This is a genomic window from Nocardiopsis metallicus (assembly GCF_014201115.1).
GTDB classification, from domain to species: domain Bacteria; phylum Actinomycetota; class Actinomycetes; order Streptosporangiales; family Streptosporangiaceae; genus Nocardiopsis; species Nocardiopsis metallicus.
The window spans coordinates 2,014,180-2,039,302 of sequence record NZ_JACHDO010000001.1; the positions used below are offsets into that span (position 1 = coordinate 2,014,180).

Below are 25,123 nucleotides of genomic sequence, written 5' to 3' on the forward strand. Positions count from 1 at the left end.
GGGTCCCGGTCAGAGTCCCGTTCCCGGTCAGATCGACCGGTTCAGGAAGGTGAGCTCGGTCTGGGCCTTGGCGAAGTCCTCTTCACTCTGGGCGTCGGCCGCGTTGATCTTCTCCTGGCCGAGGGTGAGGTTGACGCCGTACTTGTTGCACCAGTCGGTCAGGGCCTTGAACCCCGCGACCAGTTCGGCCTGCCCCTGGCGGTAGGCGCGGAGCGCGTTGCCCTGGAGTGCCTGACCGTCCTGGTCCAGCACGTCCAACAGGGACTGCATCCGGTCGTTGATGCCCCTGCTCTGCTCGTCGAGGCGGGAACCGCCCTGGGACAGGGAATTGCTCTCCTCGCTGCCGACGTTCTGACTCATCCGCCCGTCCTCTCCCCGTTGACCTCCCCTTGCCCCGCGCTACGCCGGTCGCAGAGGCGTGGTCGCCCTGTGCGGGCCGGGGCCGGGGGGTTCGTTCGCGATCACCGAACAACCCGAACCGGAAAGTAATGAAGTTCCGGGGTGGCTGTCAACGCGAGGGGGTCCTGGGCAGGGGATGTGACCGAAACAGGACATTCCCAGATCCAAACGGGCTCCGCGTGCGTCCCACAGGTCACCGGCCATCCATGCGCAGGTGTGCGCGGAACGCTCCGCCGGGGCCTCCGGCCGGATGCGGGTGCCGGGACCAGGGCCGGGCCGCGGGCGCGGGCTGTGGGTCAGGGCAGCGCGTGGGGGCTGTGGTCAGGCTCCGATGCGGATGGTGGTGACCACCTCGTACACGCCCAGCGCCCAGACGGCGGCCACGCACATGGCGGCCACGACCGCGATCTCCACACCGTTGAGCAGGCGCCGGAGCGAGGCCCGGGGTACGTCGGTCAGGCGCACCGCGCTCAGGGCGGCGACGGCCGCGCACAGCACCAGGGCCACGGCCGGTAGTGCGACGAGCGCCCAGGTGTGGGTCAGGGCCGCGGCCGCGCCGGTCGCGCCCAGGCCCACCAGTCCTGCCAGACGCACCGGCAGCACGTGGGAGACGCGGTCGAACAGGCGTGAGCGCATCAGCAGCGCCAGCGACACCAGGGCCGCGAGGACCAGGTCGCGGCCGCCGTCCCCGGTGAAGGCCAGCAGGCAGACGGCGAACGCGGCGGTGACCACCACGCCCAGCAGGGTGCCGAGCAGCACCCGGTCGCTGTTGGCCAGGCTCTCCTCGAACCTCGCGTTCTCGGTCTGTCCGACCTGGCGCACCTCGTAGTCCAGGCCGGACAGACCGCCGAGGGCCAGCGCCATCCTGGGCAGCGCGCCGATACCCAGGGCCAGCAGGACCGCCAGGAACCGTACGGCCATGGGGCCGTCCGCGAACAGCCCGAGGCCCACCAGCAGCACCAGGGAGACGGTGAGCACGCCCAGCCCGGCCAGGTAGGGCAGCAGGAAGTGGGCCAGGGACCAGCCCCCGGTCGCGGCCGCCAGCGCACCGAAGCAGGCGAACAGCGCCGTGACGATCGGAGATGGCGCCGCGGTGCTCACCGCCGCGACCGCGAGCACCGCGGTCAGGGCTCCCCAGCCGCAGGCGGCGATCTGGGCGGCGTGGGCCACCCCGGGCAGGGAGCGGTTCCCAGCCAGCCACAGGGCGCCGAGCGCGGTCAGGAGCCCGAGGAGGCAGACGGCGAGATCGAGCGGCGCGGTGCGGACCAGGGTCATGCCGACCATGAGCGGCAGCGGTCCGAGCGCGGCCAGGACCAGGCCGAAACCGAAGGTGGTGGAGGGCTTCCAGAGCCACGCCCGTTCGTCGACGCGGTCCTCCACGGTGCCGCGCACGTCGTCCACGAAGGCCGGGCGGTCCGGGGCGGTCACCCGGTCCAGCAGGAGGACGTCGCCGTCGCGCACCCCGGCGTCGGTCAGGGACCCGCCTGGGGGGACGGGTTTGCCGTCCACCGTGACCAGGTTCCAGGCCGCGGACTGGAGTCCGTCGTCGGCCGGGGAGCACACCCGCACCACCTGCGGCATCAGCGCCGCCACCGTCACGGTGCCCGGCAGGACCAGGTCGGCCCACCGGTCCGGACCGGTCACCGTGACCCGGCAGTATCCGCTCACTCAGGGCTCCCCGCGTTCGACGTCCGTACTTGCTTGTGCGGCGCGCGAGCGTCCGGGGACGGACGCGAACCGAAGTGCCCGCGCGAGGATCACATCCGGCCGTGGTCCGGTTGTCCACAGGCCCGTGCGCGCCGCTTGTCCGGCACCGCCGGGGCGCGGGATCATCACCGTAGCAAGAGTGCGTTCGGGGCGTTCCGGGCGCACGGGACAGGAGAGGTGCCCGTGACAACGACGCTGGTGCATCGGCCCGCGCGCAACGCCGTGCCCGACCCCGGCCGGTCGCCCCTGGTCATCGCGACGCCGCCGCAGCTGCCGGAGAACCCTCCCGCGGCCAGCTCCTCGGCGATGATCATCATGCCGATCATCACCGGCTCGGGCTCACTGCTGATGACCGTCACCCTGGGCAACCGGCCGTTGTTCGCGGTGGCCGGGGCGATGATCATGCTGGCCAGTGTCGCGGTCGGCATCGTCATGTTCGTGGCGCAGCGCAACGGTCCCCGCAAGCGCATCCGGGAGCAGCGGGAACGCTACCTGGACTACCTGGACCACCTGCGTGAGACCGTGCGTGAGGTGGCGGGGCTACAGCGGTCGGCGTCCCTGTTCCGGCACCCGGAGCCGCACCTGTTGGAGGAGACCGCCAGGCTCACCGCCAGACGCTGGGAGCGGCGGCCCGGCGACCCGGACTTCCTCGAGCTGCGGATCGGCGAGGGGTCCAGACCGCTGGCCCGACGGCTCAGCCTCAACATCGACCGGACCAACCCGCTCATCGTCTACGACCCCGTCTGCCAGGGCATCGCCGAGCAGATCGTCGACCTGTACTCGGAGGTGTCCGAGCAGCCGCTGGTGCTGCGACTGCGCGAGTGCGGGGTGGTCTCGGTGGTCGGCGACCGGGCCGTCGGCAGACAACTAGCGCGCGCCCTGGCCGCGCAGCTGGTCACCTTCTCCGCCCCCGATGACGTGCTGCTGGGGGTGGTGCGGCACCAGCGGCTGACCGAGGAGTGGGACTGGGTCAAGTGGCTCCCCCACAACACCTTCGAGGGCGTCCAGGACGGTCCGCTGCCCGCACGGCTGGTCGCGGGCAACACCGTGGAGATGACCGAGCTGCTGACCGCGGAGATCGAGCAGCGCACCATCGACATGCAGCGCAGACGGGGTGCTCCGCCCGGCCCGGGTACGCGGCGGCTGGTGGTGGTCGTCGACGGCGAGTTCCAGGCGACCCTGTCCGGGCTGGCCGCCGAGCCGCCGGTCGCCTCGCTGGCCGACATCGGCATCCACGTGGTGGTCCTGGTCGGGGACCGCCGGGAGGAGCCCGAACACGTGGACACCCGGCTGTACGTGTCGGCGGACGGCACGCTGCGGGAGGACCGCGAACCTCGGGCGGCCTCGCCCGGACAGCCCTCGGCGGAGGAGGACGACCCGCCGCTGCGCGGCCGGTCCGACCGGGTCGGCCGGGAGCTGCTCACCACGCTGGCCCGCACGCTGGCGCCGCTGCGGCTGGCCGCCGGCGACAGCACCGACGCCATGCACGCCACGGTGGGGCTGCCCGAGATCCTGGGGGTCCCGGACGTCGCCCGGCTGGACACCGGCCGGGCCTGGCGGCCGCGCGGCGCCGGGGACTTCCTACGGGTGCCGATCGGGGTGGGGCCCGAGGCCAACACCGTGCTGCTGGACCTGAAGGAGTCCGCGTTCGGCGGGATGGGCCCGCACGGGCTGGTCGTGGGCGCGACCGGTTCGGGCAAGTCGGAGATGCTGCGCACCCTGGTGGCGTCGCTGGTGATCAACCACCCGCCCGAACAGCTCGCCCTGCTGCTGGTGGACTTCAAGGGCGGTGCCACCTTCGCCGACACCGACCGGCTGCCGCACAGCGCCGGACTCATCACCAACCTCGCCGACGACGACGGCCTCGTGGAGCGCTTCCGGGAGGCCATGTTCGGTGAGCTGAACCGGCGCCAGCAGGTCCTCAAGGACGCGGGGAACCTGCCCAACCTGCACGCCTACGAGACGGCGCGGGCGCGGCGGCAGGAGCTGGAGCCGCTCCCCCACCTGCTCGTCATCATCGACGAGTTCTCCGAGCTGCTCACCGCGCACCCCGACTTCGCGGAGCTGTTCGTGGCGATCGGCCGGATCGGCCGTTCCATCGGTGTGCACCTGCTGCTGGCCACCCAGCGGCTGGACTCGGGCAAGATCAAGGGCCTGGAGTCGCACCTGTCCTACCGGATCGGGCTGCGCACCTTCTCCGAGGCCGAGAGCCGCGAGGCCATCGGTGTCGGCGACGCCTACCACCTGCCGCCCGAGCCGGGTTCGGGTTACCTGAAGGTCGACACGACCGTGTTCGAGCGGTTCAAGGCGGCCATGGTCTCCCAGCCCTACGTGCCGCCCGCCCGCGAGAAGGTGGCGGAGGTGCCGCAGATCCTCCCCCTGATCTCCTTCAACGGGCTGGGCTCCCTGGTCCGGGGTCCCCGGCTGGCGGAGGAGTCCGAAGCCGAGGAGCAGTCGGCCGAGGAGGCACCCACCACCCTGCAGGTGGCGGTGGAGCGGATCGTGGACTCGGGGGCCGCACCGGTGCGGCCGGTCTGGGTCCCGCCGCTCCCCGACGTCCTCACCCTCGACCAGCTGCTGGACCGGCTGGGCGAGACCCGGACCGGTCCGGACGGCAGACCGATCGAACCCGCCCCGGAGGAGGTCCGGGCGATCATCGGGCTGGCGGACCTGCCCCGCGAACAGCGCCAGTGCGCCGCCGACCTGGACTTCACCGGCGGTGAGAGCAACATCGTGATCCTGGGCGGGCCCCAGTCCGGCAAGTCGACCATGGTCCGGACGATGATCTCCAGCCTGGCCTGGCGGTACCCGCCGGGCCGGGTGGCGGTCTACGCGATCGACTTCGGCGGCGGGTCGCTCGCCCCCTTCGCCGAGCTGCCGCACGTGGCCGGGGTAGCGGGCCGCTCCGAGCTGGAACTGGCCCAGCGCATCCTGGCCGACGTGCGCGGCCAGCTGGACCTGCGCGAACAGGTCTTCCAGCAGTCGGGACTCGACTCGCCCGCGGCGCTGCGCCGGGCCCGGGCCGCGGGGAGACTCCCGGCGGGCACACACGGCGACGTGTTCCTGCTGATCGACGGCTGGGCCGGACTGCGGGAGGCCTTCCCGGACGTGGACGACGTCCTCACCGACATCGTCTCGCGCGGCCCCTCCCTGGGCGTGCACACGGTGCTGACCAGCTCGGCCGCCAACCAGATCCGCACCAAGCTGCAGTCGTTGTTCGGCGGCCGCTTCGAGCTGCGCCTGACCGACTCCTACGACTCACAGCACGGCCGCAAGGTCGCCGAACGCATGCCCAGGGACGTGCCCGGACGCGGACTGCGCTCGGATGAGGCGTTCGTCCAGGTGCCGCTGCCGCGCCTGGACGGGATCGCCGAGGACGCGGACCTGGGCGAGGGGGTGCGCGACGCCCTGAGCCGGATCGCGGACCGATGGCCCGGCCAGCCGGTGCGCCGGGTGCGGGTGCTGCCGGGCAAGGTCTCCCTGGACAAGCTCCTGCCTCTGGTGCAGGGTTCTGGGCAGCAGGGCGCCGGGCTGGTCCTCGGCATGGCCGAGAGCGACCTCGGCGCGGCCCTGTACCGTCCGCACGAGGACCCGCACCTGATGGTCTTCGGCGACCCGCAGACCGGCAAGAGCACCCTGATCCGGGCGTTGGCCCGGCAGGTGATCCAACGCCCCGCCAGCGAGGTGGGTGTGGTGATGGTCGACTACCGGCGCGCCCACCTGGGGCTGGTGCCGCAGGAGTACCTGTTGGCCTACAGCACCAGCCCGCAGCAGACCGAGGGGGTCGCCCGCGAACTGGCCGGGCTGGTGCGCCAGCGCCTGCCCGGACCGGACGTCACCCCCCGGCAGCTGCGCGAACGCAGCTGGTGGGAGGGGCTGGAGGTGTTCGTCTTCGTCGACGACACGGACCTGGTGGCGGGGCGCAGCAACCCGCTCGCCCCGTTGGCCGACCTGCTCGCCCAGGGTGCCGACCTGGGGCTGCACCTGGTCACCGCCAGACGTACCGGCGGCGCCTCGCGGTCGATGTTCGAGCCGGTCTCCCAGACACTCACGGACATGGCCACCCCGGGGCTGCTGTTCTCCGGGGACCGGATGGAGGGTCGGCTCGCCAACGGGGTGGTCTCCCGGCGGCTGCCCCCGGGGCGGGCCCTGCTGGCCCGCCGCGGGCTGCCGCCCGAGCAGGTCCAGGTGGCCTGGACCGACCCGGCGGAGTGACGTACACACGGCGGGGCCCGCCCGGTGATTGATGCTGTGGCGGATCCGCGGCGTTGGGGCCCGGAGAAGCGGAGAGGCTGGCCTGGGAGGGCTTCTTCGGGTCAGGCTCGGGCTCGGGTAGGGCGTCCGGTGTGGGGGCTGGGGTTTCGTTTCTGGGGTTCGGGGTTCCCCGTTTCCCAGAAACGAAACCCCAGACCCCACACCGGAATTAACCAACAGCACCGGTGATTCGGCGGGCCCCTGGTCTCATCGCCCAGCGGCGGGGCCGGTGCTGGTCACTCCTCGCAGTTGGTGCCGGAGCTGCTGAACGAGCGCTCGCCCACGGCCCCGGTGACGTCGATACACACCCCGGGGGCCTTGACGTACACGGGTCCGGCGTGCGTGCCCCCTCCGCTGTCCCAGTCGGGGCCGGTGCCGTCGGAGCGTCGGAGGCCGACGTCGATGTAGGCGCCCCCGGAGCCGTTGCTGACGACCACCGCGCAGTTGTGTCCGGTCACTCCCTCGTAGAACACGAAGATCCGGCCACCGGGCTCACCTGGGATGGGCTGGGGCCAACCGTCGGCGTTGTTCCGGTAGGCCGGTACATCGGGGCCGGGCTCGGGGTGACCGCTGGTGCACAGCGCCGCCGGGTCCACCGCCTGGGCGGCGGTGGAGCCCGAGAGCACCAGCCCTGCCGCGACGAGGGTGGCCGCGCTCACCAGCGCGGCCCATCCGGTCCGACGCGGTCCGCCACGGTGCGCGATCGCCTGCTCCTGCGTACCATTCGCTGCCATCAGAGGAACTCCCTCTCGCACGCGGGTGTACTCCGGGCCGCGCCCTCACCCTCGATCCCGCCCGGGCCCAGCGCCCGCACGGTGAAGGAGAAGCAGCGGCCCTGGGATCGGGTGAAGCTGTGGGAGGTGTTCTCGGCTGCCACGGTCGTCTCGGCCATGCCGTTCGCGGCTCCGTCACCGTGCGGGGTGATCCGGTACTGCTCGGCGTTCTCGACCGCTGTCCAGCTGACCGAGACCGAACCGCTCGAGACGCTGTGGGTGACGCTGTCCGGTGCGCCCACCTCGATCTCCGGCATGGTGACCGAGGAGCTGGTGGCGGACTCTCCGGTGACCCCGCCGGCCCCGCGTGAGGTGACCGTGAAGGTGTAGGTCGCCCCCGGCTCCAAGCCGGTGACCACCAGCGAGGTCGAACTGGTGGTGCGGTTACTGGGGGCGGATGCGCCGCCCTGGGCGTTGGAGGAGACCAGGTAGTCCACGGCGTTGTCGGCGCCCTCCCAGGAGACGGTCGCGCTCTCGTTACCGCTGGCCTCCGCCAAGACGCTGCCGGGCGCGCCGGGCGCCTCCCGGTCCGGTATGACCTGGGGGGACTGCGCGGCGGGCCCCGTGCCGTACTCATTGATCGCACGGACCCGGAACCGGTAGGCGGTGCCGTTGGCCAGGCCGGTGATCTCGGTGTGCAGCTCGGAGCCGCCGACGGTGGTCCCGCCGCCCTCCCAGGTGATCTCGTAGGACTGCACAGGGGCGTCCGGCGAGTAGGCCTCGGGCCAGGTCAGTTCGACACTGCCGTCCCCGGCCTGGGCCGTGACGGGGGTGGGGGCGCCGGGCGGTCCGGTGGACTGCCCGGGTTCGGGGTCCTGCGTTCCGGGGTCGTTGGTGGTCTCGTTGCCCGGTCCGCCTTCCGATCCGCCCGGGGACCCCTCGTTCTGGTTGCCGGGATCGCCTCCGGGGTCGGGGTTTCCCACGGGCGGGGAATCGGGGACCGGTGCCCCGTTTTCGGGCTGGACGGCGGGGGTCTCACCACGGATCTCACCGGGGCCCGGCGGGGCCTCGGCGGTGTCCACCAGGGTGGCCCGGCCGGTCTCGTCCACGACCGCGGCCGAACCGGTGTCGGGGGCGTTGACGAACAGGCTGCCCTCGCGGGCCTCCAGTTCCAGCGGGCCCTCGGCGTCCGGCAGGGTGAGGGAGTCCAGTTCACGGCCGTCCGGAGCGTAGGAGCGGACGATCCCCTCGTCGTCGAAGGGCACGTAGACGCGCCCGGCGAAGGGCACCGCCACGCCGCTGCCGGGCTGTTCCACCGGGAAGAGGGTGGTCTCGGCAGCGCCGTAGGGGTGCAGGAGGGTGACGATCTCGTCGTCCTCGGTCTTGGTGACGGCGGCCATCTCGCCCCGGGTGCGGGCGGGCATGGCCGAGTCCGCCATCGGCGCGGGCATGGTGACCATCACGGGGTCGTCGCCCTCGCGCATGGCCACCACCCGTGAGCCGCCCCGGTCGACGGCGAGCGCGCCGTCGTCGAAGACGGTGACGCCGATGTCGGCGCCCGGGGAGGCGACGGCGACGGTCTGGGTGATGGCGGCCTCCCCCTCGGTGACCTGGATCCCGACGGTGTGCCCCTGGCTGGGAGCCCCCACCCAGAGGGTGTCGGAGTCGTCGAAGGCGCCGCCGACCAGCGGGCCCTCCAGGGTCAGGGAGTTGCCGGTGGCTTGGAGGGTGGCGGGGTCGACGGCCCTGATCTCGCCGCCCGCGCGGTCGATGACCACGGCGGTCTCCTTACCGAGCACGACCCCGTGGTCACCGGAACCGAGTTCGAGTCGGCCGGAGAAACCGAGTTCGTTGAGGTCGACCGAGGTGACCTTGCCGGTCTCGGGGTCGATGAGGAGGAGGTGGTCGTCGTTCTGCTCGACCTGGACCCGGGCGCCCTCGGCCTCGGGCAGGGAGGCGACCAGGTCGATCTCGGCATTGTTGCCGTTGATCCGCAGCGCCTCGTTGGTGGCGGCGTTCCACAACCAGGCGGCGCCGTCGGAGACCTCGTCCGACTGGCCCAGAGCACCCACCCCGAAGGCGGTGCTGACCAGGGCGGTGGCCATGAGGCTGAGGACCAGCCCGGAGGAGCCCGCGCGGGTGCGCTGGGCGAGGCTGCCGAGCAGGCGTCGGGAACGGCCCTGCTCGGGCAGGTGCTCACGTAGCCGGTTCGCAGCGGTGGGCGCGGCGTCGGCGCGCCGGTGCGGGGGTTGGGTCACGATCGTTCCGATGCAACTGGACGGGCTTGTGGTTCTGGTTTCGCGCGGGAAAATCCGGGCCCCGGCGGGGACGGGGGCCGGAGGCGAAGGTCAGAGGAAGATCAGTCGAGAAAGATCTCGCCGATGACCTCCGAGTCCTCCACTCGTCCGGTCTTGCGGAAGCCCAGGCCCAGGTAGAAGTCCTCCGGACTGGCCTCGCCCGGCACCCAGGAGACCGTGACCCGGGACAGGCCGCGGCGCCGGGCCTCGGCGAGCGCGCCCTCCACCGCGAACCGGCCGTAGCCCTTGCCCTGGTGCTTCTCGTCGATGTTGAGCCGCCAGATCTCGGCCTGGAAGTCGGGGTCCTCCTCTTCGGGGTCGAACTGGAGCATCATGAACCCCACCGCCTCGTCACCGTCCATGAGCAGGCGGGGCCAGGCGGTGTCGCGGTTCGTGTACGCCTGGGCCAGGGAGCGCAGGACCGGAGCGACGAAGCGGTTCTGGTCCTCTCGGACCTGCACCCGGACGGCCGCGTCGAAGTTGTCGTCGGTGATCTCGACCAGCCGCGGTGCGCGCTGAGAGGGGGAGGGGGCTTCTGTCATGATGCGTAATTTATGCCCTGGTTCGGGTGGGCGCCACGTGTTTTCGGCAGGCGAGGGTGTTCAACGGGCTCTGCTGTTCAGCGGGCCAGACGGGCGAGGGCCCGGTCCACGTCGAAGCGTTCCGGGGCGGTCAGGGGTGCCCCGATCCGCTCCCGGATCCGGGTGGCTTCGGCGAGCAGGTCAGCGGCGATCGCGTCGTCTGCGGCCAAAGCGTGCGCCCCGGCCAGTCCTTCGAGCGCGGCGGCGACCGCGCGGGGATCCCCGCTGGCATCGGCGTCGGTACGGGCCCGGGCGTGCAGGTGCAGGGCGGTCGCGGCGTCCCCGCGCTGTTCGGCGACGTACCCCAGCTGGGTGCGCAGGAACGCCGTTCCGATGTGGCTGCCCGCGCGCAGGTTCCACTCCATCCAGCGGCGCAGGAGGCGTTCGGCTCGGTCGAGGTCGCCGCGACGGCGGGCCGCCAGCACGGTGCCCGCCTCGGCGAACTGCTCGGCCCCGGTGTCGGACTGCTCCGCCGCCAGGGCCGCGGCCCGCGCGTGCAGCACGTCGGCCCGGTCCAGGTCGCCGCGGAGCAGGGCCACGCGGCCCAGGCCGGACAGGGCGAGGGTGGCGTTGCCCCACAGGCGCAGTTCCTCGGCCAGCCGCAGGGCGCGTTCGTGGTGGTCGGCGACCCCGTCGAGGTCGCCGAGGGACTCCAAGGCCTGGGCGAGGGCGTCGGTGGCCTGGAGGACCCCCCACCCGTCACCGATCTCCCGTAGGGCCTGTTCCGCCTGACGGGCGGTGTCCAGGGCTTCGGCGATCTCGCCTCGGCGCAGTGCGGCGTAGGCGAGGGTGACGCGGGAGACTTCGGCGCCCCAGCGGTCCCCGGCCCCGGCGGCCGTCGCGTGGGCGGAGCGCACGCGGGCGACGGCGCGGTCCTGGTCGCCCAGTCCCCAGCGCAGGTGTTCGATCAACCAGGAGAGCCGGGCGCGCGTGACGGGGTCGCTGACCCGGTCCAGGTGTTCGGGGGCGCGTGCGCGCCGGCGCTGTTCGTCGCCGGTGGCGGGTACGGCGAGCGCGGTACGCCACAGGGCGGCCTCGGCTCGGTCAGCGGGGTCCGCCCCGGGCAGGGCGAGGGCCCGGTCCAGGGCGGCCCGTGCCGATCCTGATCGTCCGCGCAGGTAGCGGTGCCAGCAGGGGGCGACGGCCAGGCGCAGGGCCAGCTCGGTGTCGCCGGCGTCCGCGGCGTGGTCCAGGGCGGTGTTGAGGTTGGCGCTCTCCCGGTCCAGGCGTTCCAGCCACCGGTGCTGTTCGGGGCCGCGCAGGTGGCTGTCGGCCCGGGTGGCGAGGTCGGCGAGGTGGCGGGCGTGCCGGGCGCGGACACGGGGTTGGTCGCCAGAAGCCGCCAGGTGTTCCAGGGCGTAGGCGGCCACGGATTCCAGGAGCCGGTAGCGGGTGTGGGAGGGGTGGGTCTCGACGGTGACCAGGGAGTGGTCGGCCAGGGCGCCGACCAGGTCCAGGACCTGGTGCGCGGGCACCCGCACCTGTTCTTCGGCCACGGTCGTCCCGGCTTCCTCCCCCGTTTCCGGGCCGGAGCAGAGGGCCTCGGCGGTGTCGGGTTCGCAGCCGTCGGCGGTGACGGCCAGACGGGACAGCACGGCCCGTTCGGCCGGGGTGAGCTGCTCCCAGCTCCAGTCGATCACCGCGCGCAGGGTGCGCTGGCGTTCGGGGGCGTCACGGCGACCGGTGCCCAGCAGGGCGAAGCGGTCGTCCAGGCGGGCGGCGATCTCGTCCGCGCTCAAGTGGCGCAGGCGGGTGGCGGCCAGTTCCAGGGCCAGCGGGATGCCGTCCAGGCGGCGGCAGACGGTGGCCACGGCCGGGGCGGTCGCGGTGTCCAGGGAGAAGGTGGCGCGGGCGGCACGGGCCCGGGCGGTGAAGAGCTGGACCGCGCCCGAGGCGGAGAGTTCGTCGGGGTTGGTGGTACCGGGTTCGGGCAGGTCGAGCGGGGGCAACGCGTACAGGTGCTCCCCGGCGATGTCGAGGGGGACCCGGCCGGTGGCCAGGACGCGCAGGTGGGGCAGGGCGCCCAGCAGGCGGGCGACGAGGGCGGCGGCCGGGGCGACGACGTGCTCGTGGTTGTCCAGGACCAGGAGGGCGCGACGGCCTCTGAGCATGGCCACGATCCGGGCCGCTTCCTCGGAGTCCTCGCCCGCGCGACCGTCCCGGACGCCGAGGGTGGCGGCCAGCAGGGGCACGGGGTCGCCGCCGGGGGGCAGCCCGCCCAGTTCCACCAGCCAGGCGCCGTCCCCGGCTTCGGTGCGGTGGGTGAGCGCGGCCCCGGCGGCCAGGGCGAGGCGGGTCTTGCCGACTCCACCCGGTCCGGTGAGGGTGACCAGCCGGTGTTGGGCGAGCAGGGCGGCCAGGTCCCGCAGGGGGCGTTCTCGGCCGACCAGTGCGTCCACGGGTTCGGGCAGGCGGCCGGGCGGCGGGACCGGGTCGGGCACCGGGTCCAGGGCGGGGTCGCGGGCGAGCATGGCCCGGTGCAGGTCGAGGAGCTGCTGCCCGGGGTCCGCGCCGAGTTCCTCGGCCAGCCGGTTGCGCAGGCGGGCGTAGGCGGCCAGGGCTTCGGCGTGGCGTCCGGCCCCGTGGAGGGCTCGGAAATAGGCGGCGTGCAGGCGTTCGCGGTAGGGGTTTCGGGCGACCGGTTCGGCGAGCTCGGTGGCCAGGGCGCTGTGTTCGCCCAGTTCCAGGCGGGTTTCGGCGAGGTCCTCCAGTGCGGTCAAGCGCAGCTGTGCCCAGCGGGTGAGTTCGCCCGCCCAGGCCTGCTCGGCCCCGGCCGCGGAGTCGGCGAACTCGGCCAGTGCCGGTCCGCGCCACAGCGCCAGGGCTTGGGTGAGCAGGTCAGCACGGGTGAGCAGGGACGCGCGGGGACGGGTTTCGGTGACCTGGGCGGCGCGGCCGAGGAGCTGCTCGAAGTGCGCGGCGTCGAGGTGGTCGGCCACCAGCAGGTAGCCGGGGGCGCGGTGGCGGACCAGGGCCCGGGCACCGGGTTCGGCGGCGTCCAGGGCACCGCGCAGCTGGGAGATCCGGGCCTGGAGGACGGCGGTGGGGCGGCTGGGCGGGGTGTCGCCCCACAAGTGGTCGACGAGCTGGTCGACGGAGACGGGGCGGCCCCGGGCCAGGAGGAGGCGGGCCAGGAGGGTCCGGACCTTGGTGTCGGGGATCGGGACGGGATCGCCGCGGTCGGTCGTCACCGACAGTGGTCCGAGCACCCCGAATCGCATGCCTTCACCGTAGCGGCCCGGCAGCGGCTCCGGGCCAGGCCGGTTTCAGGTCCGAGGAGCATCCGTGGCGGACCCGTAGCGCAGCCGTGGGGAACCCGTGGCGGTGCCCGGCACCGTGGTCACCAGTCGGGGCGGTCACCGGACCGCCCGAGGCAAACGGAACGGGGATTCGGGCATGGGTGCCTATGAGGGCAAGCGAGCTGTGGTGGTCGGCGGAACACACGGTATGGGTCTGGGCGTGGTCGAGCAGCTCCTGGACGGTGGTGCGAAGGTCCTGCTCACCGGTAACAACGAGAAGAACCTGGAGGAGGTGCGGGGCAGGTTCGGGCCCCGGGTGCAGGCGGTGCGTGCGGACGCCGCGCGGGTCGGGGACGCCGACGTACTGGCCGAGGCGGTGCGCGAGACCCTTGGCGGGATCGACTTCCTGCACGTGAACGTGGGTGTGGCCGCGGCTGAGCCGTTCGCCGCGGTCACCGAGGAGACCTATGAGTGGATGTTCGGGATCAACGCCAAGGGCGCGTACTTCACCGTCCAGCGCTTGGCCCCGATGATCGCCGAGGGCGGGTCGATCGTGTTCACCACGTCGGTCACCAACGCGACCGGATCGGGCGGGCTGAGCGTGTACACCGGGACCAAGGCGGCGGTGGCGGGCTTCGCCCGGACCTTCGCCGCGGAGCTGATGCCGCGCGGGATCCGGGTGAACAGCGTCGCCCCGGGGTTCGTGCACACCCGCTCGGGCGGGTTCGCCGGGGCTTCGGCGCAGGAGCGCGCCGCGATCGAGGCCACCGGTGACCAGGTCACCCCGATGGGCCGCCACGGGACGGTGGCCGAGGTAGCGCGGGCGGTGCTGTTCCTGGGCTTCGAGGCCACCTTCACCACCGGCGCCGAGCTGCCCGTGGACGGCGGGCTCGGCCCCGCCCTGCAGCCGTTCGGCTAGTTCGGGTTCGCGCCGGAAGCACGAGTAGGGGGGCCACCCCGGAAGAAGTGTCCGAGGTGGTCACCCGTGCCGCCTGACCGTTGCGGGGAACGGTCCTCGGCGTTGTCACCCGTGTGGCCCGGGGGCGGGACTACCGCGCCTCGGTCGGTGTGGCGGTCCAGTACAGCGCCTGGGCCACCTGGCCGAACGACCCCTTCGGATGGTTGCGGAAGAGCGGTTCGGTGCCGAAGAGCACCACGGACGCACCGGGGGCGGCCACACCGCTGACCACGGAAGCCCGCCCGGCCGCCGCGTCCTGACCGCCCGAGCCGTCGGCGGCGGCCCGCCAGTGCCCGGCCAGCAGCGGGTTCTGGGCGCCGTAGGTCTGCTCCGCCACGACCCCGGGGCCGAGGTCGGTGAACCAGCCCGGCGAGTACACGAACCCGTAGCCGCCGGTACCGGCGAGCTCTCCACCGCCGTCCTCCACCAGGACCACGCCGTTGGCGTCCGAACGACCGGCCTGGTGGCGCACGTCCAACAGCCCGGCCTCCTGGTTGAACCTCGCTCCGGTCGTGCCGCGGGCGACCACACCACCCTCCTCCAGGAAGACGTCCAGGCCGGTACGGGCCTCTTCGGTCAGGTTGGAGTAGACGAGGCCGCTCGACACGTACAGCACGTCGGTGCCGGACCAGTCGAAGCCGTCGTTGAGCACGGCGGTGGACACCGTCTCGACACCGAAGCCCAGTTCACCGAGGGTGTGCACCTCGTCGGCCGCTCCGGCCACGGCCACGTTCACCGTCTCCGACACCGCTGGCCCGGATGCCGCGTCGGACCCGGGCCCGGTTTCTGGATCCACGGGGTGGAAGACCGCGCCGTGCTGCTCCGCGGCCTCGGCCACGGCGTCGGCGGCCTCGGCGGGGACCCGCACGGTGCCGGACCCGGCCCAGGTGACCCCGGCGCCGGCGGCGACCAGATCGTTGAGGGCGCTCACATCCGCAGTGTCGTCCAAGCGCAGTGTCCAGTCCCCGTCGCCCTCGACCGCACCGGTGGGCGCGGCCCCGGTCACGGGTGCGGTGGCTCCGGGCGGGGCGGACTCGGTGGACTCCACGGTGGCACCCCACAGGCGTCCGTGGCTCCACCCGGAGATGTCGTACATCGCCTCGATGTCCTCGGTGATGTCCCGGCCGTCCTCCAGCAGGACGTTGGCCATGCCGCGCTTGGGCTGGTGCATGTCCACCAGGTAGGTCCCGGCGGGGTAGGCGGTGCCGTCGAGTTCGAACGCGTTCCGGACCCGCTCCACGCGCACGTCGTTGGCGATGAGGAAGTCCACCAGGCGGGCGGCGGCCGGGGCGGACCGCTGGCCCTGCCCCACCGGGATCACGTAGGCGCGCGGGAAGTCGGTGGTGTAGACGTCCTCGGGGCCGAACCCGGGCACCCAGTCCTCGGGCGGGACGACCTGTTCCTCCCCCGCGGCGCCGCGGCGGAACACCTCGATCTGGTCGCCGAGCAGTTCCTCGCGGTTCTCGTACGCGAAGTCGAGGGTGGCCTCGATGGTGGCGGCGGAGATGTCGGTGTTGATCGCGGTGCGCCGGTGCAGCTCCGCCTCGGGCAGGTTGTAGTCGGCGTTGTTCACCCGGAGCGGGAACTCGATGGTGGCCGCGGCGACCGCGCCCTGGTAGGGGGCGTACATGGGGGTGAAGATCGGCGGCCAGTCGTCCCAGCCGTCCTCCCAGTCCCGGAAGGGGATCTGCGGCGGCCGCACCCCGTCGTCCTCGGGTGTGTAGCCGAGGTCGAGCACGGCCTGCTCCATGGCGAGGCCGTTGGCGTAGGTGTTCTTGATGAACAGGTCGTACTCGTAGTTCTGGCCGTGCGGCGGGGTGGCCGGCTCGATCAGGGTGCCGTTGACGTACCCGTGCTGGTCGATCATGACCAGCGGCTGGGTGTCCAGCATGACCTGACGGATCGCGGCGGTCTCGGGCTGGGAGACGGTGACGAAGTCGCGGTTGAGGTCGAAGCCGGCGCTGTTGGCGCGGGTGCCCGCCACCCGCCCGTCCGGGTTCGCGGTGACGGTGAAGTACAGGCGCGAGGCGCCCAGCAGGTCCAGGGTCTGTTCGTCCTCGGCGGTGGCCAGTTCCTCGATGATCCGCAGGGAGGCGTCGGTGCCCTCCCACTCGTTGCCGTGGATGTTGGCGTTGACATGGACGGGGGTCTTGTACCGGTCGGGCAGGGTGCGGTCGCGGGCGGCCCGGTCGGGGTTCTCGGCGATGAGCTCGCGCATGCGCTGCTGGTGGCGGGCCTCGGCGCGGGTCTCGGGTTCGGTGAGGGTGACCAGGTACAGCTCTCGGCCCTGGAGGGACTCGCCGATGACCTCCACACTGACCCGGTCGGAGGTCTGCTGGAGTTCGTTGAGCGCGGGCGCGAGGCCGTGGTAGGGAATCAGGTCGAGTTTGACCGACGCGTCGTCGGGGTCCTCGGGGGGTTCTGGCAGCTCGGTCTGGCGGGGGTAGGCGGCGCCCGGGTCGATCCCGACGGCGTCCAGGGCACCGGCCATCGTGTCGGCGGCCCCCGGTCCGGCGGGCAGCGACTCGGGGCCGGCGGCGATCTCGTTGCGGTCGGCTCCGTCGGCGTCCTCGCGCGGCTCGGCGAGGGCGGGCACGGGGAGGGCGATCAGCCCGACCGCGACGAAGGCGGCCGCGGAACCGGCCAGGGAAAGGGTACGGGTGAGAGGGCGGGCGGAGACGGGGGACGGTGCTTCGGGGGTCTGTGACACGAAGAAGGCTCCTCTGTGGTCTTCGACGTTCCTACCGTCCCGAACGGCCCGGAACAATACGCCAAGTCATGAAATGCTTGTTTCGTTGGACGTTCGGAGCCGTGCGGTCGGGTGCCCGCTGCGTGTCGGCACCCCGGGATAGGGTGACGGCCAGCACAGGTGACCACGATGGAAGGCATGCCATGGCGTCCCAGAACTCCCTGCGCCCCCGGGCCGAGGCCCTGACCGACCACTCCCCCGGTGCCTGGGCGAAGGTGCTCCCCCACCTGAGCGAGACGGCCGGTACGTACTGGCTGTCCGTGCCCCGGGAGGAAGGGGCCGTGCACACCCGGCCGCTGCTGGCGGTGTGGGTGGCCGGTCGGCCGTACTTCGCCTGCGGGGACGGCACCGGCAAGGCCCGGCTGCTGGCCGGCTCACCACGGGTGAGCCTGGCGGTGACCACCGGCAGCCTGGACGTGGTCGTCGAGGGAAGGGTGGCCCGGGTCCAGGACGAGAACCTGGTCAAGGAGGTGGCCGGGGTCTACCCGGCGGTCTACGGCTGGGCGCCGGTCGCCGAGGGCGAGCTGATCACCGGCCCGGAGGGAGCCCCGACCGCCGGTCCCCCGCCCTACGCGGTGTACGGGATCACCCCCGAGACCGTCTACGCCTTCCCCGCCGACGACGTCGGCCACGGCCCCACCCGCTGGCGGTTCGACACGTAGGCCTGAGCGCCTGCGGGGTCAGGCCGCGGGCGGACGGAGGGGACAGCGGTCGGGCAGGAGAGCCTTCACCTTCACCGGAACGGCTTGGCCGCGTTCCGCGCCACGCCTCGGCGGCCGGAGACGGCCACCACCCTCCGAGCGCGTCCGGCCAGAGTGGCGCGGACCTACCGGTCCCCACCGCCATTTCGCGCAGCGCCTGCCCGGCACGTTGCGGGCCAAAGTCGGGTGAAGACGGGAGGCCTGGGGTAGGAGGTGTACAGGGCCCTGGCCGAACCAGCTCGGGCCGAAGCGGACCGACGGCTCCCGCAGGCCCGCCACCCGCATAAGCCCCACCCCCAGGAGGCAACAGTGCGCACCAGTATCACCCTGTCGGTACTCGTCCTCATCTGGTTGGCCATCGGCGTGGCAGCCGCCGTCCAACGCGGCTACTTCAGTACCTCCGAGGCTTCCTGTTCGAGCTTGGGCAGCACCGTGGTGACCATCTTCGTCGGCCCCCTGAACTACATGGGCGTCAACCCGACCGTGGAGTGCCCGCCCATCCCCGAACCCTCCGAGTAACCCGAGCTCCTTCCTCACCCTGGGCTCGGTGGGCGGCCCCGGGCCCCAGTAGTCTGCCGACACACGCGACTCAGCGCGGTTTCAGAAGGCGCAAGGGGAGATGATGGGCGAGCCGGACGACAGACCGGATCACGACGGTGACGGTCAGGAGAAGCCGGACGCCGACCATCCGGACGGGAGCCCCGGGGCCGGAGGGGCCGCTGCGGAGCCCCCGGACGCGGCCCCCACGGATCTTTCCCTCCAGGACTACGCCTCGGACCTGCGCAAGCGGGTGTTCGAGGTGTACGCGCGGAACCTGTGGCCGCTGCTGCTCGTGTCGGGTCTGCCGGTCGTACCCCTGGTGCTGCTCGCCCAGATCTCCGTGGTGCTGCCCGCGCGCGAGGGCGCCTACCTCAACGGCGTGCTGCAGAGCACCGCCGAAACACTGGGGACGCCCTCTCTGGTCGTGCTCGGAACCGTGTTGGTGCTGGCCGTGCTGGTCGGGCCGATCCCCCTCGGCGGGTCGGTCCTGCTCGGCGGCGGTGCGCTCCTGGGCCGGAGGATCACCGTCCGGGACGCCTGGCGGGGAGCGCTGCGCCGCTACTTCACCACCCTGACCTGGGCCCTGATGCTTTTCGGTCTGGTGGTCGTGGCCCTGGCGGTCTCGCTGTGGCTGATCCTTCTGGGGTGGCCACTGCCGCTGATCGGCGTGGTGGTCCTGCCGCCGCTGCTGTACCTGCTCACCCCGTTGTCGGTGATGCTCCCGGCCGCCCTGTTGGAGGGACACGGACCCTTGCGCGGATTGGCGGCGGCCTGGCGCGTCGGCCGTGAGCGCCGGTGGCCGCACTTGCTGTTCGTCGCCGCCTCCTACGGCGTCACCGTGCTGTTCAACACCGTGCTGCCACGGTCACTGTCGCGCTGGGCCGAGCTGCCCGAGGACGGCCTGCTGACGGTGGCCCTCACCGCGACGTCGGCGACGTTGGTGGCGCCACTGGCCCTACTGCTGCTCTGCGCACCCGTGGTCTACTCCGGAACGAACTCCGTAGGGCTCCGGCCCACGGACGACCTGGATCTGAGCCGGGTCGACCGGCAGCTGTCCGCGATCGCCCCCGGAACCGCCGCTCCCGCCTCGGATGTCCCTCAAGAGGGCTCCGAAGCGCCCCGCCGAGGCCGCGGTCGACGGTGGATCACCATGACCGCGCTGGTCGTCGCTCTGTTCGCACCCCCGCTGGTCGGCCCGGTGACGGTCGCCGCCAACCCCTTCGGGCTCGCCGAAATGACCGCGAGCCCTTCGGAGACGGTGGCCGGTTACGGCAGTCCGGTCAGCATCGGGGTCACGGACGGGGCCGCGCTGATCGGCAGAGCCCATCACAACGGCCTCGAATTCACCAGCTGCGACCCCGACTGCACGGTCGAGCTCCAGCACGACACCTGGGACGAGGGGAAGGGTTTCTCCGTCGAGGGCGGCCAACCGCTGCGGACGCAGTGGATGGAGTTCGAGCACGCGACGGGAGCCGTAAAGGAGCGCCGGGCCCCGCACCCGGAGTCCGGGCTCTACCTGTACGCGTGTGACCAGGCCTCGGCGTGCGGGGACGACACCGACCCCGTGTTCCTGCGGCCCTTCGGCGGCCGCATGGCAGCTCCCGCCTCCGCTGTGGCACCCATGCCCGGGGGCGGAGTAGTCGTGGCCTCCTACGTCCGCCACGACGATCGACTGGCCCCCGACGAGGTGGTCGACGGTGACACCGGAGGTCTGCGTGTGCACGTGTGCGAGGACACCGGCTGCGCGGGCCCGCGCGTACTCGACGTGCCACCGGAACTGATCGAGGACGGTTTCGACCTCGACCGGGCCCACCTGGACGTGAGCGGAACCCCCGAAGGCGGGTTCGCAGTGGCGGCGATGGATCTGAGCTTCGGTGCGTTGTCCCTGGTGACCTGTGCCGACGCCGACTGCGCGGAGCCGGAGGTGACCGAGCTGGTCGGCGACCGGTTCCGGCTCAAGAACGAGAGTAGGCAAGGGCTGAAGGCGGGTGCTCGGGTCGAGTACCGCTCCGACGGCGCACCCGTGGTCGCCTACCGTGACGCCCTCACTGGTCAGGCACATCTGGTGGACTGTCACGACGCGGTGTGCTCGGAGTTCACCGACACCGCCGTGACCGGGCCCAGCTGGGCCCGGCCGGTTCCGGGGCTGGCGGTCGACTCGCTGGACCGCCCCCACCTGCTGACCACGGACATGGAGGAGAACCGCCTGGTCCTGCTCTCCTGTGTGGACCGGGGGTGCGAGGAGACGGTGAGCCGAGGGCTGGTGGGGTTCGAGGACGAGCCCGTGGTCACCGCCCTGGCGTTCGACCCCCATGACCGTCCGCACATGGCGTGGGTCGGGCACAGCGCGGAAACGGCCTTCGGCGGGCCCTTGACCGAGCTCCTGTACCTGGGGTGCGCGGAACCCTACTGCGGCTCGGAGCCCCTCACCCCGTAGTCGACGGCGAACAGGCGGGGTGCGACACAGGCGCGGTGGACGGTCGCTCGGTCCCAGCCAGTCGAGCGCATTCCGTCGGGGGCACAGGCCTGGTAGACCCCGACGTAGGCGCCGTCTTCGGTGCGGTAGTTGGTCAGATGGCGGGCGCCCGCACCGAACTCGATGATCAGGGCGTCCTCGATCCCGGGACCGAGCACCCGGATCGGGGCCAGGTACCGGTCGGAACCGGACAGGTCGAATGCGTCCGAGTTCCAGAGACTCTGGTTCTCGAAGGCCTCCGGCCGCGGATCGGGGGCGTCCTCCTCGACGAGTTCACCGGTGCGCGCCTCCAACACCCAGGCGTCCCCACCCTCCTGGACGTGCAACAGGGCCGGGTCGTCCTCGTCGAACCGGCCGGCGCCGTCGAGGGAGGCCTCCTCACCCAGGCGCCCCTGCGGATGCGTCCAGAGGAGCTCTCCGGTCGCGGTGTCCAGGGCGCCCCGGGTCCCCATCAGGATGTCACCGTCAGGGCTGGCCACCAGGGTGGGCCTCCCTTCGGGGTACAGGCCCCCGGGGACCGGGATCTCGTCCACCACCCGGCCGTCGGTCAGGTCGATCCGCCGGATCAGGTCCGGTTCGCCGTCGTCCTCGTCCGCTCTCTCCAGGGTGAAGGCGGTGTCGACGACAAGAGCGGTGGGATCGATCCGCCCCGGGAGTTCGGCCGACCACTCCACCTCCCCGCTGACTGTCTCGACGTAGTGGTGGAGCCCGGCGCCGCCTTCCTCGGGGACCAGGAGATGGGTGTCGTTGGCCGGGAGCTCACGGTTCCAACCGGTGTCCGCGGTGAAGTCGAGGGCCTCCCACTCCAGGCCGTCCGCGCCGGGGTCCAGGATGTAGACCAGGTCCTCCCGCCCGCGGTTGTGCTGGGCGAGCATGAGCAACCGGTCCCCCACCGGTTGGAGTATCTGCACCTGCTTGGCCTGCTCGGGGTCGACCTCCTCGGTCCACAGCAGATCCAAGGTGTCCAGGTCGACGGCTCTGACCCGCTCGTGTTCGAAGTGGTAGAGGACTCCGTCGTGGGCCACGGCCCCGGAGTAGGGGTACGCGCCGGCGACCGCGTGCTCCTCGTCGAGCAGCACGGCCGCGTCATCGCCATAGGTGTACATCACGTAGTCGCCCTCCAGCGGCAGCGACCAGCGCACCGAGCCCGCCTCACCGCAGTCCCCGTTCTCCTCGCAGGTGACCAGCGCGTCCGGGCTGATCGCGGTGGGTTCCGAGGCCGCAGGGTCACTCTCCTGCGCCCACCGGGAACACGCGGTGAGCCCGAGTACGCACACCAGCCCCACCACGGAGAGGGTTCGCACACCGGGAAGAAAACCGGGGGGAGGGAGCGCGGAAGGCATACGCGCATCGTAGCGATCCGGGCTCCCGGCCCCGTTCCAGGGGCGTGGCCGGATGCGCCCGCCCTGGCATCAGGAAAACGACCAGTCCGGGTTCCGGGCGGCACAACCCCCGTTGTGGGCGCCCACCGAAGGGTTTACGTTCGCCTGGCCGCCAGTGATCACTCCGGCCCGCCCCCTACCGGCCCCACGAAAGGCACTGCCGTGGCTGTACTCGCGTCCCGCCTGGGAACGGTCGCCGCCCTCGGCGTCAGCACCGCGTTACTCGCGTCGACGGCGTCGGCCTCCCCCGCGCCCGACCAACCCCTGATCCCCGTCCCCGTCCCCCAGGTGGAGGGCCCCCTGCCGGGGGGTGTTCCCGGGGACCGCGACGCCGACAGGATCGAGGACACCTACCCCTTCTTCGCCACGACCGAGGACCTCGACGCCTACGGGTACGTGGAGGAGGAGTTCGTCGTCTCCGGCACCGGCCACCGGTACTCCGACGGCGCGGTCGTCTCAGAGCACCCCTACCGGACCCGGGTCCTGGTACGTCGGCCGGCCGACCAGGGCGGCTCCAACGGGGCCGCGTTGGTGGAGTGGCAGAACGTCACCGCGGGCAATGACCTGGACGCGCTGTGGGGCCCCAGCGCCGAGCACATCATGCGTTCGGGCTACACCTGGGTGGGGGTGTCGGCCCAGCACGTGGGCGTGTCCCACCTGACCGGGTGGAGCCCCGCGCGCTACGGCGGTCTGGACGTGACCGACGACGGCACCGTCGGCGACGACCAACTGTCCTACGACGTCTTCTCCCAGGCCGCGAAGGCCCTGCGCTCTCCGGAGACGGGGATCGCGGGCGGGATCGAGTTCGACGAGGTCCTGGCGATCGGCGCGTCCCAGTCAGCGATGCGGATGACCGTCTACTACGAGGAGGTCCTGCCCCACATCGAACCGGTCTACGACGGATACGGCTTCGTGGTGGGCACCGCGCCCGCGGGAGAGCGGCCGGAGCCGGTCTTCCAGGTGATGTCGGAGACGGACGTGACGCTGTTCCCGGTCCAGGAGGACGGCGACGACGTGCGGGTGTGGGAGGTCGCCGGGACCGCGCACTCCGGTTGGGACGGCCGGGAGGCCCGGCGCGAGGCGGAGGTCCGCGACTTCGGCGAGCAGGGCGAGTACGACTGCGCGGAACCGCCGTTCAGCCGCGCTCCCCTCTACCAGGTCCTCAACGCCTCCTACGACCATCTGCGCACCTGGGCCGCCGACGGGACCCCGCCGCCGACCGCGGAGCCGATCGAGCGGGCCCCGGGCGGCGGGGTGGCGCGTGACGGCGACGGTTTCGCCCTGGGCGGTATCCGCCTGTCCCAGGTGGAGGCGCCCCGGGCCCTGAACACCGGCACGAACCTGCCTGCTTCCCCGGAGAACGAGTTCTGCGTGCTGTTCGGCACCCATGTGCAGTTCAGCGAGGAGCAGCTCGCCGAGCGGTACCGGGGCCACGGTGACTACGTGTCCCGTGTGGTGCGGGCTGAGCGGAAGAACGTGTCCGCGGGTCATGTCACCGCCGCGGACTCCGCGCAGAACCGGCAGGAGGCCGCCCGCCTCCGCGGTTCCGAGTAGGCCCCCGCCCGAGCCCCCGGCGGGAGCCCGCTCCCTCACGGTGTCCCTGTCAGCCGAGCGGGTGACGGGGGCACCGGCCGTTCGGCCTGCTCAAGTCAGTCGGTGGCCCACCCGACCGCCCGTCAACGTCCGCGTGCGTTCATGCGATCGCGAACAGGGACGGAGCACAGGAGCTGTTCCTGGTCGGCCTCCGGGACTGGCAGCTGATACCGGTCCACGGGGCCGCGCGCACGCCGGGCGGCCTCGGGCGCTCTGGTCCCCGCGTTCTTCCGCCCCCGGCCAGGGCAAGCGCATCGCAGCGAACCGGCCGCCGCCGGTCCACGGGACCGGCGGCGGGGTTCTGGCCGGAGAGCACCCATTGACCTCAAGTCAACTAGAGGTTCTAGCTTGGTCGGAACCGAAGCGGGTTCCCGGCGACGAGAGAGAACCATGACGACAGAATCAGTTTCCGCCACCACCGCGGTCACCGTGCTCGGCCTGGGCGACATGGGGTCCGCGATCGCCCGAACCCTGCTGGAGCGGGGCCACTCCACCACGGTGTGGAACCGCACCGCGAGCAGGACCGCGCCCCTGGTGGCGGCCGGGGCCACGGCGGCGGACTCCGCGGCGGAGGCGGTGCGGTCCAGCCCGCTGGTGGTGCTGTGCGTCCTCGACTACGCGGCGGTGGACGAGGTGTTGGCCGCGGTCGGCGACGCGGTGTCGGGGCGGACCCTGGTGAACGTGACCAGTGGTTCCCCGGAGCAGGCGCGGGCGGTCCAGCGGTGGGCGCGGGAGCACGGCGCCGCGTACCTGGACGGCGGGGTGATGGGTGACCCGCCGGAGATCGGCTCGGGGGAGGTGCTGCTCCCGGTCAGCGGTTCCCGGGAGGCCTACGAAACCCATGAGGGGATCCTGCGCGAGCTCGGCTCCCCCACCTACTACGGGGCCGACGCCGGTCTTGCCTCCGTGGAGTTCATGGCCCAGGTGGCACTCGGCTACGAGCTGCTGATCGGCTTCCTGCACACACTCCGACTGGTGCGCGAGGAGGGGGTCGACCCGGCGGAGTTCGCCGACCGCGCCGCCGAGACCGTCGCCATGTACCCGCCCCTGCTGAAAGCCATCGGCGAGGCCGTCCGGGACGGTGAGTACCCGCCGGACCTGGGGCCCCTGTCCGTGCAGTCCGCGCTGATGGGCGACCTGGTCGAGCACCGGCGGACCCTGGGCGCGGACACGGTGCGGATGCGCGAGGTCCAGGAGCTCATGGCCAAGCGCGTCGCCGACGGCCACGGGGAGCAGGGCTTCTCCAGTCTGTTCGAGCTCCTGGGCGAGCGGGGGTGAGCAGAGGTCCGGACACGGCCCCGCTCCACCCGCGGACTTCCGGACGCGGACCCTCCTGGCCATGGCCGACAGTCTCGGCGGAGAGCACGTCCGGTTCGAGGCCGGGTCCGGCCCGGTGAAGCTGGCGCTCTCCGAGCGCCGTGGACTGGCCGAGGTCGCGGGTCCCCCGAGGGCAGTGGATCGCACCGGCTCACCCTCGGAAACGGCGCCACGGCCCTCACCGGCCCGGACGGGGTCGTCCGGGAGTCCGTCCGCG

15 protein-coding genes are annotated in these 25,123 nt (G+C 72.5%); 7 read left to right on the plus strand and 8 right to left on the minus strand.

What is annotated here, in order from left to right:
* Positions 1–27: 27 nt before the first annotated feature.
* Together HNR07_RS08610 and eccD are read right to left on the minus strand one after the other, a co-directional pair.
* Positions 28–360: a hypothetical protein gene (locus tag HNR07_RS08610; RefSeq protein ID WP_184364171.1), complete on the minus strand. Its 333-nt coding sequence runs from the start codon at positions 358–360 to the stop codon at positions 28–30.
* A 360-nt stretch (positions 361–720) separates the two neighbouring features.
* Entirely contained in the window at positions 721–2,067 is a 1,347-nt protein-coding gene (eccD, locus tag HNR07_RS08615) for a type VII secretion integral membrane protein EccD (protein WP_184364173.1), read from the minus strand.
* Positions 2,068–2,412: 345 nt separating this feature from the next.
* On the opposite strand from eccD, the gene eccCa reads away from it, so the two are divergent.
* Positions 2,413–6,321 (plus strand): type VII secretion protein EccCa, encoded by a 3,909-nt coding sequence (eccCa, locus tag HNR07_RS08620; RefSeq protein ID WP_246420819.1) that lies wholly within the window; start codon positions 2,413–2,415, stop codon positions 6,319–6,321.
* Between the two features lie 275 nt (positions 6,322–6,596).
* Here eccCa and HNR07_RS08625 read toward each other — a convergent pair whose 3' ends face one another.
* The 4 genes from HNR07_RS08625 to HNR07_RS35520 form a co-directional block, all read right to left on the minus strand.
* Positions 6,597–7,094, minus strand: coding sequence for a hypothetical protein (locus HNR07_RS08625; RefSeq protein WP_246420192.1), 498 nt, complete (start codon positions 7,092–7,094; stop codon positions 6,597–6,599).
* A complete protein-coding gene (locus tag HNR07_RS08630; protein ID WP_312893690.1) occupies positions 7,094–9,331 on the minus strand; it encodes a fibronectin type III domain-containing protein in 2,238 nt (745 codons plus the stop codon). Before HNR07_RS08630 ends, HNR07_RS08625 begins: the two co-directional genes overlap by 1 nt.
* Positions 9,332–9,432: 101 nt before the next feature.
* On the minus strand, positions 9,433–9,912 hold the full coding sequence (locus HNR07_RS08635) for a GNAT family N-acetyltransferase (RefSeq protein ID WP_184364175.1): 480 nt from the start codon (positions 9,910–9,912) through the stop codon (positions 9,433–9,435).
* Positions 9,913–9,989: 77 nt separating this feature from the next.
* Positions 9,990–13,172 (minus strand): BTAD domain-containing putative transcriptional regulator, encoded by a 3,183-nt coding sequence (locus HNR07_RS35520; RefSeq protein ID WP_221318753.1) that lies wholly within the window; start codon positions 13,170–13,172, stop codon positions 9,990–9,992.
* A gap of 175 nt (positions 13,173–13,347) precedes the next feature.
* Here HNR07_RS35520 and HNR07_RS08645 point away from each other — a divergent pair, with 175 nt between their 5' ends.
* Entirely contained in the window at positions 13,348–14,109 is a 762-nt protein-coding gene (locus tag HNR07_RS08645) for an SDR family oxidoreductase (protein ID WP_184364177.1), read from the plus strand.
* A gap of 130 nt (positions 14,110–14,239) precedes the next feature.
* Here HNR07_RS08645 and HNR07_RS08650 read toward each other — a convergent pair whose 3' ends face one another.
* Positions 14,240–16,858: a M14 family zinc carboxypeptidase gene (locus HNR07_RS08650; protein ID WP_184364179.1), complete on the minus strand. Its 2,619-nt coding sequence runs from the start codon at positions 16,856–16,858 to the stop codon at positions 14,240–14,242.
* Positions 16,859–17,040: 182 nt separating this feature from the next.
* On the opposite strand from HNR07_RS08650, the gene HNR07_RS08655 reads away from it, so the two are divergent.
* The 3 genes from HNR07_RS08655 (at position 17,041) to HNR07_RS08665 (ending at position 20,575) form a co-directional block, all read left to right on the plus strand.
* The gene (locus HNR07_RS08655) at positions 17,041–17,559 is read left to right on the plus strand and encodes a pyridoxamine 5'-phosphate oxidase family protein (protein WP_184364181.1); all 519 of its coding nucleotides are present in this window, start codon (positions 17,041–17,043) and stop codon (positions 17,557–17,559) included.
* A 348-nt stretch (positions 17,560–17,907) separates the two neighbouring features.
* On the plus strand, positions 17,908–18,117 hold the full coding sequence (locus HNR07_RS08660) for a hypothetical protein (RefSeq protein WP_184364183.1): 210 nt from the start codon (positions 17,908–17,910) through the stop codon (positions 18,115–18,117).
* Between the two features lie 103 nt (positions 18,118–18,220).
* Complete coding sequence (locus tag HNR07_RS08665; RefSeq protein WP_246420193.1) at positions 18,221–20,575, plus strand: hypothetical protein; 2,355 nt, start codon at positions 18,221–18,223, stop codon at positions 20,573–20,575.
* Here the strand turns inward: HNR07_RS08665 and HNR07_RS08670 are convergent.
* On the minus strand, positions 20,545–21,918 hold the full coding sequence (locus tag HNR07_RS08670) for an outer membrane protein assembly factor BamB family protein (RefSeq protein ID WP_312893691.1): 1,374 nt from the start codon (positions 21,916–21,918) through the stop codon (positions 20,545–20,547). The genes HNR07_RS08665 and HNR07_RS08670 overlap by 31 nt on opposite strands.
* A 240-nt stretch (positions 21,919–22,158) precedes the next feature.
* On the opposite strand from HNR07_RS08670, the gene HNR07_RS08675 reads away from it, so the two are divergent.
* A complete protein-coding gene (locus HNR07_RS08675; RefSeq protein ID WP_312893692.1) occupies positions 22,159–23,550 on the plus strand; it encodes an alpha/beta hydrolase domain-containing protein in 1,392 nt (463 codons plus the stop codon).
* 429 nt (positions 23,551–23,979) lie between these two features.
* On the plus strand, positions 23,980–24,867 hold the full coding sequence (locus tag HNR07_RS08680; protein ID WP_184364187.1) for an NAD(P)-dependent oxidoreductase: 888 nt from the start codon (positions 23,980–23,982) through the stop codon (positions 24,865–24,867).
* Positions 24,868–25,123 lie beyond the last annotated feature (256 nt).